Origin of the sequence: Synechococcus sp. CBW1108 (genome assembly GCF_015840335.1) — a bacterium.
GTDB lineage: Bacteria > Cyanobacteriota > Cyanobacteriia > PCC-6307 > Cyanobiaceae > Cyanobium_A.
The window spans coordinates 1964145-1977108 of sequence record NZ_CP060395.1; the positions used below are offsets into that span (position 1 = coordinate 1964145).

At 63.1% G+C, this 12964-nt stretch carries 15 protein-coding genes, 1 tRNA gene and 1 rRNA gene; 9 read left to right on the forward strand and 8 right to left on the reverse strand.

Annotated features, from left to right (window positions below; genetic code table 11):
* Positions 1-2 precede the first annotated feature (2 nt).
* Both prmC and H8F27_RS10665 read left to right on the forward strand, forming a co-directional pair.
* The gene (prmC, locus tag H8F27_RS10660; protein ID WP_197148084.1) at positions 3-869 is read left to right on the forward strand and encodes a peptide chain release factor N(5)-glutamine methyltransferase; all 867 of its coding nucleotides are present in this window, start codon (positions 3-5) and stop codon (positions 867-869) included.
* 4 nt (positions 870-873) lie between these two features.
* Complete coding sequence (locus H8F27_RS10665; RefSeq protein WP_197148085.1) at positions 874-1464, forward strand: L-threonylcarbamoyladenylate synthase; 591 nt, start codon at positions 874-876, stop codon at positions 1462-1464.
* Between the two features lie 102 nt (positions 1465-1566).
* Here H8F27_RS10665 and H8F27_RS10670 read toward each other — a convergent pair whose 3' ends face one another.
* The 5 genes from H8F27_RS10670 to minD all read right to left on the reverse strand — a co-directional run bounded on the left by H8F27_RS10670 (position 1567) and on the right by minD (position 3719).
* Positions 1567-2133 (reverse strand): hypothetical protein, encoded by a 567-nt coding sequence (locus H8F27_RS10670; RefSeq protein ID WP_197148086.1) that lies wholly within the window; start codon positions 2131-2133, stop codon positions 1567-1569.
* Between the two features lie 35 nt (positions 2134-2168).
* Positions 2169-2240: transfer RNA gene (locus H8F27_RS10675), tRNA-Thr, on the reverse strand.
* Between the two features lie 11 nt (positions 2241-2251).
* Entirely contained in the window at positions 2252-2509 is a 258-nt protein-coding gene (locus H8F27_RS10680) for a response regulator transcription factor (RefSeq protein ID WP_197148087.1), read from the reverse strand.
* 77 nt (positions 2510-2586) lie between these two features.
* The gene (gene minE / locus H8F27_RS10685) at positions 2587-2895 is read right to left on the reverse strand and encodes a cell division topological specificity factor MinE (RefSeq protein ID WP_197148088.1); all 309 of its coding nucleotides are present in this window, start codon (positions 2893-2895) and stop codon (positions 2587-2589) included.
* 5 nt (positions 2896-2900) lie between these two features.
* The gene (minD, locus tag H8F27_RS10690; RefSeq protein WP_197148089.1) at positions 2901-3719 is read right to left on the reverse strand and encodes a septum site-determining protein MinD; all 819 of its coding nucleotides are present in this window, start codon (positions 3717-3719) and stop codon (positions 2901-2903) included.
* 116 nt (positions 3720-3835) lie between these two features.
* Between minD and H8F27_RS17620 the strand changes: the two genes are divergently transcribed.
* Genes H8F27_RS17620 through H8F27_RS10705 form a run of 4 tightly spaced genes read left to right on the forward strand, consistent with a single transcriptional unit; the run spans position 3836 to position 6004 of the window.
* Positions 3836-3982 (forward strand): hypothetical protein, encoded by a 147-nt coding sequence (locus tag H8F27_RS17620; RefSeq protein ID WP_231596198.1) that lies wholly within the window; start codon positions 3836-3838, stop codon positions 3980-3982.
* 15 nt (positions 3983-3997) lie between these two features.
* Positions 3998-4852 carry a phospholipase D-like domain-containing protein gene (locus H8F27_RS10695; RefSeq protein ID WP_304623220.1) on the forward strand — a complete coding sequence of 285 codons (855 nt, stop codon included), beginning with the start codon at positions 3998-4000 and terminating at the stop codon, positions 4850-4852.
* A complete protein-coding gene (locus tag H8F27_RS10700) occupies positions 4845-5408 on the forward strand; it encodes a chromate transporter (protein WP_231596200.1) in 564 nt (187 codons plus the stop codon). Before H8F27_RS10695 ends, H8F27_RS10700 begins: the two co-directional genes overlap by 8 nt.
* Positions 5405-6004, forward strand: coding sequence for a chromate transporter (locus H8F27_RS10705; protein ID WP_197148090.1), 600 nt, complete (start codon positions 5405-5407; stop codon positions 6002-6004). The genes H8F27_RS10700 and H8F27_RS10705 overlap by 4 nt, the downstream gene beginning before the upstream one ends.
* On the opposite strand, the gene H8F27_RS10710 is transcribed toward H8F27_RS10705, so the two are convergent.
* From H8F27_RS10710 to ctpZ, 3 genes are read right to left on the reverse strand one after another with little or no spacing between them, the layout of a single operon-like run.
* A complete protein-coding gene (locus tag H8F27_RS10710; RefSeq protein WP_197148091.1) occupies positions 5994-6740 on the reverse strand; it encodes a septum site-determining protein MinC in 747 nt (248 codons plus the stop codon). The genes H8F27_RS10705 and H8F27_RS10710 overlap by 11 nt on opposite strands.
* A 26-nt stretch (positions 6741-6766) precedes the next feature.
* Positions 6767-8008: an HD domain-containing protein gene (locus H8F27_RS10715; RefSeq protein WP_197148092.1), complete on the reverse strand. Its 1242-nt coding sequence runs from the start codon at positions 8006-8008 to the stop codon at positions 6767-6769.
* Between the two features lie 2 nt (positions 8009-8010).
* Complete coding sequence (gene ctpZ, locus H8F27_RS10720; RefSeq protein ID WP_370594510.1) at positions 8011-9207, reverse strand: carboxyl-terminal processing protease CtpZ; 1197 nt, start codon at positions 9205-9207, stop codon at positions 8011-8013.
* A 130-nt stretch (positions 9208-9337) separates the two neighbouring features.
* Here ctpZ and petB point away from each other — a divergent pair, with 130 nt between their 5' ends.
* The 3 genes from petB to H8F27_RS10735 all read left to right on the forward strand — a co-directional run bounded on the left by petB (position 9338) and on the right by H8F27_RS10735 (position 12780).
* A complete protein-coding gene (petB, locus tag H8F27_RS10725; protein ID WP_197148094.1) occupies positions 9338-10021 on the forward strand; it encodes a cytochrome b6 in 684 nt (227 codons plus the stop codon).
* A gap of 96 nt (positions 10022-10117) precedes the next feature.
* On the forward strand, positions 10118-10600 hold the full coding sequence (gene petD / locus H8F27_RS10730) for a cytochrome b6-f complex subunit IV (RefSeq protein ID WP_197148095.1): 483 nt from the start codon (positions 10118-10120) through the stop codon (positions 10598-10600).
* A gap of 694 nt (positions 10601-11294) precedes the next feature.
* Positions 11295-12780 (forward strand): 16S ribosomal RNA (locus H8F27_RS10735).
* The last annotated feature ends 184 nt before the right edge of the window (positions 12781-12964 follow it).

The window sequence follows — 12964 nt, forward strand, 5'->3', positions numbered from 1 at the left end:
GAATGGCGACAGAGCTCAATGGCAACTGGTGGTTGGCCTGGCGCCGCCGCCAGCTGGCCCTGGGCGGCCATCCGGCCGATTTTGACTGGCTGGTGGACCTCGCTGGCGGTATCCCCTGGCGCGAGCAGCAGCAGCTGCGGTTGCATCCCGAGCAGCTCGTGCGGCTCAGGGTGGATCCCAGCCACATAGAGGAGCTTTGGAGTCTCCATCTCCACACCGCCGAACCCCTGCAATATCTGGTGGGTCGCTGCCCCTGGCGCGACCTCGAACTCCTTGTGGGCCCGGGGGTGTTGATTCCGCGTCAGGAAACGGAGCTGCTGGTTGAGCTAGCCCTGGCGCTGGCTCCAGACTGCCCGGGTCCATGGGCAGATTTGGGCACCGGTTCGGGCTGTTTGGCCCTGGCCCTGGCCCTGGCCTGGCCCACCAGTAGCGGTTGGTCTGTGGACGCCAGCCCCGCAGCTCTTGTTCAGGCGAGCGTCAATCTGGAGCGGGCGGGGGTGGGCGATCGGGTGCGGCTGCTGGAGGGCAGCTGGTGGCAGCCGCTGCGGCCCCTGTGGGGACAACTGCAGCTGGTGGTGAGCAATCCGCCCTACATCCCCACGGCGGTGTGGGCTGCGCTGGAGCCGGGGGTGCGGGAGCACGAGCCCGCCCTTGCTCTCGATGGCGGGGCCGATGGGCTTGGCGCCCTGCGGCCTTTGGCTCAGGGCGCCAGGGCCGCCCTTGCTCCTGGTGGACTGCTGCTGCTGGAGCACCATCACGACCAAAGCGCGGCGGTGATCGAGCTGCTGACGTTGGCGGGTTTGGAGCAGGTGCGAGCCCATCTCGATCTGGAGGGCCAGCAGCGCTTTGTTTCGGCCCGGCGATGCTGAGCTGATGTCTGACCCCTTGCCCACCCTTGCTCCCCCGGATCTGGCCGCCCACCTGCTGGGAGGATCGGCTGCCCTGTTCCCCACTGACACCTTGCCTGCCCTGGCGAGTTGTCCCAGCCAGGCCCATCAACTCTGGGCCCTGAAGCACCGCCCAGCCGAGAAGCCCCTGATTCTGATGGCCGCCAATGCCGAGGCCTTGCTGGGGTCCATCGGCCGCCCGCCCCGGCCCGAGTGGTTGGCGATGGCGGCTTGGGCTTGGCCGGGGGCAGTCACCCTGGTGCTGCCGGCCATTGGCCCCGTGGCAGAAGCCCTCAACCCAGGTGGTGGCAGCCTGGGGTTGCGGTTGCCGGCCTGCCCTCAGGCCCTGGCCCTGCTGGAGCTCAGTGGACCGCTGGCCACCACCAGTGCCAATGTTTCCGGTCAGCCCCCCGCTACCACGGCAGAGGAGGCGGCCCGGCAGTTTGCCGACGTGCCGCTGCTAGGCCCCATGCCCTGGCCAGAGGCCGGGGGCATGGCCAGCACCGTGCTGGCCTGGCGGGAGGGTGGGGGCTGGCAGGTCTTGCGGGCCGGTGCTCTACTGCCTCAAGGGATTTGAGCGATCAAATGGCAGCCCTTTTCCTGGTGGTGCTTCTGGCGGTGGCTGCCTTCCACTGGTTGATGGAGCCTTTTCTGCAGGTGCTGCCTGCCCTGCTGGATCTCAGGGTTTTGCCTTGGACGCTGCTGGTTTTGGCGATTTGGCTGCTGGCGGGACGCCCGGCGGTTCGCTGACGGCCGCAGGTAGGGGTTTGGCATTGGCACAGAGGTTGGCCACCATCAGGTCTTCCGCTCCTTCTCCCTTGGATTCCTCCAGGGATAGGGGCAGGCGCCAATCGCCCCAGGTTCCCTCGCTGGATTGGCGGCTCACCCGCAGGGTTTCGCAGTGAACCGCAACCTTGCTGGTCACTTCAGGGGATCCGCAGATGCTGGTGGTGGTGCGCACGCCACCCTCAGCGATTCGCCAGGCGCTCCAGTCGTAGCGGCAGGGGCCAAAGGTTTTCCAACGGGGGGCCTTGAGTTGGCGGATTTTCTCGAGCAGGGCCTGTTCCTTGGCACTGGTCGAGGCGGCCCCAGCGGCTGGCTTGGTCGTTTGCGTTTGATCCGGGGAGTTCGACTGGGCGTGGAGAGGGCCTGGGTGATCCAGTTGCAGCGCCAGCGCGATCAGGCCGGCAAAACTTGCTAGCGGCAGCCGCCAGCCGCCGAATCGATGGGAGGGGTTAGGGAGCATGGCTCAGGGACGGGGTGGACCAGGAAATCACCAGAAGCCGGCTAACGGATTTGAACCGATGGCCTTCGCTTTACAAAAGCGCTGCTCTACCACTGAGCTAAGCCGGCAGTGGAAGTGGTCAAACCTGCCCTTCCCATAGAACTTTATCGCCTGCCGATCTCCCGCCGATCGCCCACAGCAGGAGCTGGGTGCGGCTTTGGCAGCCGGTTTTAGCCAGCAAATTCGCCATGTGACTTTCCACGGTGCGGGGACTGACGATCAGGGCGGCGGCGATCGCCTTGTTGCTGTGGCCCTGTTCCAGTTCTTGCAGCACCCGCATCTCTGCCGGGGTGATGCATGTAGCAGCCGTGAGTTCTGGCTTGGCGGTTTCGCCCATGGTGGTCTGAATGCGGTTGCTTCAGCTTTCCCACACTTGCTTGGAGCGTTGGGGCTGGCCGTGGCGCTTTGCTGAAATCAGGAGCTGAGCTTGGCCTGGAAGGTCGGTTCGACAGGGGGGAAGGGCACCTTGGCGCGCCGAATCGGCAAATTGGCCACCAGGGCTGTCACCCGGTCTTCCGTCTCCAGGGTGACGTCGCCTTCTTCTAGGTCGATTTCGACATAGCGACTCACCACCTCCAAGATCTCCCGACGCATCTGCTGCAGCAGTTCGGGGTTGAGGTCGCTGCGGTCGTGGGCAAGCACCAGCTGCAACCGCTGCTTGGCAGTGTTGGCGCTGGGGGGGTGCAGGCCCAGAAGTTTGTTGATCACATCGCGCAGGGTCATCGGCTTCAGAAGATCTTGGTTTGCATCAGCCGCCCGATCGTCGCGCGGATGCCCTGGCGCTCCTTGCTCGGGTCGATCAAGGGCACGTCTTCGCCCAGGAGTCGGCGAGCCACGTTGGAGTAGGCCCGGGCGGCCGGGGAACCATTGCCATTGAGAGTGAGGGGCTCACCGCGGTTGGTGCTCACGATCACCTGCTCGTCTTCCAGCACCAGACCCAGCAGGGGCAGGGCCAGAATGTCGGTGACATCGCTCACAGCGAGCATCTCCTGGTTGGCCATCATCTTGGGCCGCACCCGGTTGAGCACCAGCTGGATGGGCTTCACCCCTTCACTGTTGAGGAGGCCGATCACCCGGTCGGCATCGCGCACCGCCGACACCTCCGGGGTGGTCACCACGATCGCTTCGCGGGCAGCCGCCATGGCGTTCTTGAAGCCGCCCTCAATGCCAGCGGGGGCGTCGATGAGCACAAAGTCGAAGTGGTCGCCGAGCAGGGCTGCAATCTTTTTCATGTCGTCGGGCTGCAGCCACTCGAGCATGCGCGGGTTGCCCGCCGGCAGCAGGGCCAGGTTTGGCTCCTGCTTGTGTTTCACCAGGGCCTGCTCCAACCGACAGCTTTCCGAGAGCACCTCCTGGGCGGTGTACACGATCCGGTTCTCCAGCCCCAGCAGCAGATCAAGATTGCGCAGGCCGAAGTCGGCATCGAGCACGGCGGTACGGGCTCCCTGCTTGGCCAGGGCGATGCCAAGGTTGGCGGTGAGGGTGGTTTTGCCCACGCCCCCCTTGCCGGAGCAGATCAGGATGTAGCGGGTAGACGGGGCGGTCACAACAGAGGCTGGAATGGGCAAAGGTTAAGGCCTAACTACTGGCACGGATGTCTTGGTGCTGGCATCGCTGCTCGGGGCCCTTGGATTACAACGGGTCAGCCCCCTCCACCGCAGGGATGACCGAGCCCAAGGATCCCTCCTCCCCCCAGCATCTTCACCAGCAGCTGCTGGTCATGCCTGATGACGGGGCTGGGGCCGTGGTGGCCCTGATCGATGGCGCCCGGGAGTCGCTGCTGCTCAAGCAGTTCAAGCTGCAGTCTTAGGCGATCGAGCAGGCCCTGCTGCGGGCCCACCAGCGCGGCGTGCAGGTGCGGGTGATGCTCAATCCCCACACCTCCGGCGGAGACCGCTGGAACGATGAGGCCCATGCCCGCCTAGGCGAATGGGGTATCGAGGTGGCCTGGACCAGTGAGGCCTTCCCAGTGACCCACGAGAAATCGATGGTGGTGGATCGCTCCTGCGCCCTGATTTCCACCTTCAACCTCAGCGACAAATACTTCACCGAATCCCGCGGCTACGGCATCGTCAGCCACGCCCCGCCGGTGGTCGAGGAGGTGATTGCCGGCTTTGAGGCCGACTGGGCCCGCACTTTTTTCCATCCCAACCTCCACGTGGGCCTGGTTTGGAGCAGCGTGCACAGCCGCGGCCAGATGGCCCGAATCATTGATCTGGCGCGAGAAACCCTCTGGATTCAGCATCCCAAATTCGTGGATGCGGTGATCCTCGAGCGGATCATCTCCGCCCGGGAGCGGGGGGTGAAGGTGCGCTTGCTCTGCGGTGGCAAGCACGGCATCTCCGATTGGGATATCTACGACACCTTCTCCTCCCTGCGGGTGATGGAGAGGTTTGGCGTGAAGGTGCGGCGCCAGAAACACCTGAAACTGCACGCCAAGCTGTTGCTGGTGGATGGCACCTACGCCCAGACGGGTTCGATGAATATCGATCGCAGTGCCTTCGACCTGCGTCGGGAACTCGGCATCGAATCCGATGCCCCTGAGGTGGTGGCGAGGCTGCGTAACACCTTCCAGGCCGACTGGGATGTCGCCAAGAAATACCAGGCCCCCGATCCCCTCGATCCGAGCCTGCATGAGGCGGGCGAATTGCCACCCGACCCCCATTTTGTGCATGACTGAGCCCCATTTGGCGCCCCGTCCCAGCCTGGTCCAGTTGTTCTGGGGCATGCTCCAGGTGGCCCTCTCAGCCTTTGGTGGGGGGCTGTCCGCCTGGAGCCAGCGGATCGTCGTGGAGCAGCGACGTTGGATGACCAATGAGCAGTTCCTCACCGGGCTCACCGTGGCCCGCCTTTTCCCCGGGCCCAACCAGATCAACATGGCCGTATTTGTCGGCGCCGAGTTCCATGGCCTGGCCGGTGCCCTGGTGGCCCTGGCCGGCATGTTGCTGGTGCCCTTCACCCTGCTGATGGCGGTAGGCCTGGCCTATTTCCAGCTCCACGGCATCCCTGCGGTCGATCGGGTGCTGGCCGGGGTGGTAGCGGCGGCGGCCGGGATGGCTCTCTCGATGGGATTCAAGATTCTTGATCAGTACACCAAGGACTGGTTTGCCCTGGTTCTGGCGGCGGCAGTTTTTGTGGCCCTCACCTGGTTGCACTTGCGCTTGATTCCGGTGGTGCTGATCTCTGCTCCGCTGGCCATGGTCTGGTACTGGCCCCGGCGGCCTGCCCAGCAATGAGCGAGCTGCTTGCCGCTGCCGCCTGTACGCCAGCCCGGCTCTCCGACCTGGGCACCCTGCTCCAGGTGCTCGGGCAGTTTTTGTCCCTGTCGCTGTTTTCCCTGGGTGGCGGCAACACCCTGCTGGCGGAGTATCACCACCTGGCGGTTGATCAGTTCTGCTGGCTCAGTAATGCCCAGTTCGCCGATCTCTACGCCCTAGCTGAAGCGGCGCCCGGCCCCAGCTCGATGTTGGTGGGCTTGATTGGCCTGGGCGCGAGCTGGCCGGAAGGGCCTTTCTGGGCCCTGCTCAGTGCCTACGGCGCCGAGGCGGCCATCCTTATGCCATCCACCTTGGTGATGGTGCTGGCCTGCCTCAGCTGGAAGCAGCTGGAGCATTCCCCTTGGCGCCGAGACTTCGAGCAGGGCCTGGGGCCGATCACCTTGGGAATTCTGTTTGCGGTGGGCCTGAAGATTCTGCGCACGGCTGACACCAACGCAGCCGGCGTGCTGGTTTCGGTGCTGGTGTGTGTGCTGATGCTGCGCAGCCGCATCTCACCGCTCTGGTTTATGGCCGGGGCGGGGCTGCTGGGCGGCCTCGGCCTGATCAACCGCTGAGGGGCCAGCCTGGCTGGGCCGGGTCGATCTGGATGGTTCCATTGACGATCTTGGCCTCTTCGGCAAGGCCGGGTGGTGGGGATCCATCTGGCCCCCGGGCGACGGTCGTGGCAATGCGGAGCTGCAGGGGCCGGAGCTGGAGGGCCACGATCCTCGCTCCGGTGTCGCCATTGCAGCCGGCATGGGCGGTGCCCCGCAGACGCCCCCACACCAGTACGTGCCCGGCGGCGGAAATTCGAGCCCCGGGATTCACATCCCCGAGCACCAGGAGGGTCCCCTGGGTTTGCAGATGATCGCCGGAGCGCAGGGTGCCCCGGTGCACCACCAGCTCAGGATCAGGATCGCCCAGGTCATTCCCCCTGGGGGCAGGCTCCCCAGCGGTTGCCTGGGCTGGCCACTGGCACTCGATCCCCAGGGCCGCTGCCGCCACATGGGTCTGGGGGTTACTGCTGCAGAGGTTGGCAAGCTCCAGCTCCAGGCCTGCCAGGGTGTCGCGCAGTTCGCTTAGTTGGCCCAGGCTGAGACGCCAGGATCCGGCCTCGAGTTGAAGCAGGCCCCGGGGCCCACCGCTGCCCAGCAGGCGCGCACTGGCCACGGCCGACTGCACCAGGGCGGCGGCTTCCTGCAGCGGCGCTACCTGGCCGCTGTGAATGGCCGCTGGAGCAGGCAGCACTAGCCGGTGCAGCCCCTTGCCCCCCTGGGCTGGAATCAGCTCTGCTCCCGAATCTGCTCCCATAGAAGGATCCCCAGCGGCGTCCCTGCTCAGCGGCCCACCAATTTGCGCAACTTAGGCGCCACCTCGGCAGGATGGATCAGCCAGGCCAGCTCCACTGGGGTGGTGAGGCTCTGCACCAGGGCAGAGCGCTGCTCCAGGGCCTGGAGGTTCTCGCCATCCCAGAGCCGCAAGCCGCCCTTGTACGGGTGGTAGCCGCGGTTCTGGCGCTGTTCCAGGCCACAGCTGGTTTCGACGTCTAATCCTGCAGCTTCACTTAATTGATGGGCTGCAGCCAGCAGCTCCATCCGCCGGCCCGGCTCCAGGTGGCTCACGGCGGTGGCCTTAAGCAGCCGTCTTTCCAGCAGTCGGCGGCAAGGGGCCTGCAGCTCCGCAGGGCCTTCCTCCATCCAGCGCATCAGGTGATAACCGGTGCGGATGTCGTCGTTGGCCAGGAAGGTCTCGAGATCGAGCCCATCGCAATGCCACAGCCAACGGGCCATCACCGGGTCGGCCCAAACCTCTGCCGGCCCCAGCCTGCGGGCGCTGGCGATGGTCTGGCGCAGCAGCCAGTTGCACACCACGTTGAGCCGGTGGTTGTAGACGCTCCGGTACATCAGATTGCGCACCACTAGGTAGTGCTCCACGGCCATCAGTCCCTTGGGGGTGATGGCCAGTTGGCCATCGGGGGCCAGGGTTAGGGCTGCCAGGATCCGCTCGAGATCAAGCTTGCCGTAGGCCGTGCCGGTGCTGTAGCTGTCGCGCAGCAGGTAGTCGAGTCGGTCGCAGTCGAGCTGGCTGCTCACCAGGGCCTGGATCGCGGCGTTGGGGTACTGGCCGTGCTCCAGCAGGGCGGCCACGGCCTCTGCGGTGCCTGGGGCATAGGTCTCCAGCCGGTCCCGCAGTGCCGGATGTTCCCGGATCAGGCGACCCGACCAGGCTTCATGGTGGAGCCCATACATCTCTTCGCCGGAGTGGCTCAGGGGGCCATGGCCCACGTCGTGGAGCAGGGCCGCGGCGTAGAGCACGGCCCGGTGCTCGGCCAAGGCGGGATTGCGGCGCTCCAGCTGGCCCAGGGCCAGCTGGGCCAGATGCAACACCCCCAGGGAATGGGTGAAGCGGCTCGATTCGGCTCCGTGGAAGGTCAGAAAAGCTGGCCCCAGCTGGCGCACCCGGCGCAGGCGCTGGAAGGGGGCGGTGTCGATCAGGTCGATGACCAGGGCTTCGGCCGGGTCGGCGCCATCGAGGCGGATCGCCCCGTGCAGCGGGTCGTGATAGGTACGTTCCCCCATCTTTATGGGTTCCCGTCCAGGCGGCCTGCCAGCAAGTGGCCCGTCTGTTCGAGCCAACTGTCACCTTCGCCGCCGGGATCGAGGGGTTCGGGCTGGGGCAACACCACATCGGGTTCAATGCCCTGGTTTTGGATGTCGCGACCGCTGGGCGTGAGGTAGCGGGCCACAGTTACGGCCAGGCCGCTGGTGTCGCCCAGGGGGATCAGGGTTTGAATCAGTCCCTTGCCGAAGGTGCGTGCCCCCACCAGCTCGCTGCGGCCGGTGTCCTGGAGGCTCCCCGCCAGGATTTCGCTGGCGCTGGCGGTACCCGCGTTCACCAGGGTGAGGATCGGTCCGTCGAAGAGCTGGCCAGGGCTTGCCTGCTGGGGGGAGCTGAGCCCATTGCGGTCTTGGGTTTCAACAATCGGAGCCCCATCGAGCAGGTCATTCGCCACCGCCAGCCCCGCACTCACCAGGCCACCGGAATTGTTGCGCAGATCCAGAATCAGGCCCTCGATGCCCTTGCCGTTGAGATCTGCCAGGGCTTCCTGAACGGCCTCGGGCACCGGTTCGGAAAATTGGGTGATCCGCAGGTACCCCAGGGTGTGGTCGCCCACCCGCAGCCGCTTACTGCGCACCGGCCGCAGTTCCACCTGGCGCCGTTCCAGCTCCACTTCCCGGGGCTTTCCCCTGATGCTGAGCTGCACTAGCACCCTGCTGCCGGCTGGGCCCCGCAGGGCGGCGGCTGTTTGCTCGAGCCCAAGGGCCTCACTGGCCTTGCCATCCACCTGCAGCACTTCTGCACCGCTGGGGATCTGGGCTTCAGAGGCGGGGGAGCCATCCAGCGGGGCGATCACAACGATTTGTTGATCGGGGCTGCGCAGGCCCAGCTGCAGCCCAACTCCGGTAACCGTGCCCTGGGTGTTGGAGCGCAGGGTGGCGTAGTCGCCAGGTCGCAGCAGCCGGGTGTAGGGGTCGCCCAGTGGGGTGAGCATCGCCTCGATGGCGTCATAGGCGTCGCTTGAGCTGGAGATGGGTTGCTCGAGGGCCTTCTGGCGCAGGCGCTTCCAGTGCACCTGGTCGAAGCGAGCGGGATCCACATAGCTCTGGTTCACCAGGCGCCAGGCCTCCACCACCAGCTGCTGGGTGTCACTGAGGGCGAGGGTCCCCCTGGCTGGTCCGGCCAGCAGGCTGAGGACCAGCAATGCCACCAGCAGCAGGATCCGCAGCGGATGCCTGGCCTTGGACCGGCCTGTTGCAAAGGGTTGAGAAGGCCTGGGCCTGGGGGGCTGGGCACTCACGAGCTGCTCTTGATCATCGGTAGACTTTCGCAATTACCCCACCAGCTGCATGGCGAACACACCTGCTGGAAACTCCGGACAGGCTGCTAACCCGGTCTACAACTGGTTCGAGGAACGCCTTGAGATCCAGTCAATTGCCGACGACATCTCCTCCAAGTATGTCCCGCCCCACGTCAATATTTTCTATTGCCTGGGCGGCATCACCCTGGTCTGCTTCCTGATTCAGTTCGCCACTGGGTTTGCGATGACCTTCTACTACAAGCCCACGGTGGCCGAGGCCTACGCATCGGTGCAGTATCTGATGACGGATGTCAGCTTCGGCTGGCTGATCCGCTCAGTGCACCGCTGGAGCGCCTCGATGATGGTGCTCATGCTGATCCTGCATGTGTTCCGCGTGTATCTCACCGGAGGCTTTAAGCGGCCCCGCGAGCTCACCTGGGTCACCGGCGTGACCATGGCTGTCATCACCGTGTCCTTTGGGGTCACTGGCTACTCCCTCCCCTGGGACCAGCTCGGATACTGGGCCGTGAAGATCGTCTCAGGTGTTCCCGCAGCCGTGCCAGTGATCGGCGACTTCATGGTTGAGCTGCTCCGCGGCGGCGAGAGCGTTGGCCAGTCCACTCTCACCCGTTTCTACAGCCTGCACACCTTCGTGATGCCCTGGCTCCTGGCGGTATTCATGCTCATGCACTTCCTGATGATTCGCAAACAGGGAATTTCCGGCCCCTTGTGACTCCATGAACCTGTTGGTTCCCTCCAACGAGCCAACCGTCAGTTCCTTCTAAGCTCATTTTCCAGTCCCCAGAGATCCCTGCTCCAGGAGCTAGCCATGCACATCCTTAAGAAGCCAGACCTCACCGATCCGAGCCTGCGCGCCAAGTTGGCCAAGGGCATGGGCCATAACTACTACGGGGAGCCAGCCTGGCCCAACGACCTCCTCTACATGTTCCCGGTGGTCATCCTCGGGACCATCGGCTGCCTGGTGGGCTTGGCCGTGCTCGATCCGGCCATGCTGGGCGATAAGGCCGATCCCTTCGCCACCCCGCTGGAAATTCTGCCCGAGTGGTACCTCTACCCGGTGTTCCAGATCCTCCGCGTGGTTCCCAACAAGCTGTTGGGAATTGCCCTTCAGACCATGATCCCCCTGGGTCTGATGCTGGTGCCCTTCATCGAGAGCTTCAATAAGTTCCAGAACCCCTTCCGCCGCCCCGTAGCGATGGGTGTGTTCCTGTTCGGCACCGCATTTGCCATCTATCTGGGCATTGGTGCCGCCCTGCCGATCGATAAGTCGCTAACCCTCGGGCTGTTCTGACCCTGCTCTTCCAGGGGTCCACAGGGGCCTTCCCAGCCCAATTACCCAAGCTGCAGCCGCTGCTGCAGCTTTTTTTATGGGATCCGGGAGGGCGCCGGCCCAAAGCCGCTGTCACACAGGACACCTTTTCTTGCCTGGGGGCCCACCCAGGTGTTATGTTTGTGGTCTGCGCGCAAGGGAGAGATGCCCAAGCGAGCAGGCCGACAGCAGGGGAAGCGAGAGCGACCGGTGTTGTAGGTTTTCTAAGTTGCTGAGAGGCAACGTTCCGCCGAGAGCCTCCCGAGAGGGGGGAGAAAGCGGAAGCACCTGGACAACTAAAAAGTTTAGGAACTGACGCTTTCACTGCGTCATTGACCTGAACTCTTGTGGCCCCTGAGAGGGAGGCAGCAAGGGTTTGGGTAAGTGGCGAGTTAGCAGTGAAGGTGTGAGGTCCCGTCAAAAAGAAACAAAGCGTGACGCGCCTATGGGTTGGCTTTTGTTGCCTTCTCACGAGGGAACAGGAGCTGGTGTGCCGATAGGAGAGGCGAGCGCGACCGGATCTGAGATTCGGGAAAGTCAAGAGGAAAGAAATTTCTGAATGCACTCTTTGCAACCTTCTGTCAGAGGAAGGGGCTCCAACTGCGACACCTACGCCAGTGGGTTGAAGCGGGTGAGAAGCAAATCAGGTTGAGGCGCAAGCCAAGAGGACTTGACTACAACGGAGAGTTTGATCCTGGCTCAGGATGAACGCTGGCGGCGTGCTTAACACATGCAAGTCGAACGAACCTTCGGGTTAGTGGCGGACGGGTGAGTAACGCGTGAGAATCTGCCCTCAGGAGGGGGATAACGGCTGGAAACGGCCGCTAATACCCCATATGCCGAGAGGTGAAACGAATTTCGCCTGAGGATGAGCTCGCGTCTGATTAGCTAGTTGGTGTGGTAAAGGCTCACCAAGGCATCGATCAGTAGCTGGTCTGAGAGGATGATCAGCCACACTGGGACTGAGACACGGCCCAGACTCCTACGGGAGGCAGCAGTGGGGAATTTTCCGCAATGGGCGCAAGCCTGACGGAGCAACGCCGCGTGAGGGATGAAGGCCTCTGGGCTGTAAACCTCTTTTATCAAGGAAGAAGATCTGACGGTACTTGATGAATAAGCCACGGCTAATTCCGTGCCAGCAGCCGCGGTAATACGGGAGTGGCAAGCGTTATCCGGAATTATTGGGCGTAAAGCGTCCGCAGGCGGTCTTGAAAGTCTGTTGTTAAAGCGTGGAGCTCAACTCCATTTCAGCAATGGAAACTAGAAGACTAGAGTGTGGTAGGGGCAGAGGGAATTCCCGGTGTAGCGGTGAAATGCGTAGATATCGGGAAGAACACCAGTGGCGAAGGCGCTCTGCTGGGCCATAACTGACGCTCATGGACGAAAGCCAGGGGAGCGAAAGGGATTAGATACCCCTGTAGTCCTGGCCGTAAACGATGAACACTAGGTGTCGGGGGAATCGACCCCCTCGGTGTCGTAGCCAACGCGTTAAGTGTTCCGCCTGGGGAGTACGCACGCAAGTGTGAAACTCAAAGGAATTGACGGGGGCCCGCACAAGCGGTGGAGTATGTGGTTTAATTCGATGCAACGCGAAGAACCTTACCAGGGTTTGACATCCTGCGAATCCCTTGGAAACTTGGGAGTGCCTTCGGGAGCGCAGTGACAGGTGGTGCATGGCTGTCGTCAGCTCGTGTCGTGAGATGTTGGGTTAAGTCCCGCAACGAGCGCAACCCACGTCTTTAGTTGCCAGCATTAAGTTGGGCACTCTAGAGAGACTGCCGGTGATAAACCGGAGGAAGGTGTGGATGACGTCAAGTCATCATGCCCCTTACATCCTGGGCTACACACGTACTACAATGCTACGGACAAAGGGCAGCAAACTCGCGAGAGCTAGCAAATCCCATAAACCGTGGCTCAGTTCAGATCGTAGGCTGCAACTCGCCTACGTGAAGGAGGAATCGCTAGTAATCGCAGGTCAGCATACTGCGGTGAATACGTTCCCGGGCCTTGTACACACCGCCCGTCACACCATGGAAGTTGGCCACGCCCGAAGTCGTTACTCCAACCCGCAAGGGAGGAGGATGCCGAAGGTGGGGCTGATGACTGGGGTGAAGTCGTAACAAGGTAGCCGTACCGGAAGGTGCGGCTGGATCACCTCCTAACAGGGATACAATAACTAATCGTGATGTCTGAGTATTTTATTCTCAGGCCATGATTCTGTCATCTCTAAGGTCGATCGGTACCTCAATTTGAATAGCAGTGAAAGGATGGGTAACCAACCTAGAGACTGGTAAATCAATTTCAGTTCCTAAACTTTGTCTAGGTCACCCCAAAGCGGGTTACACT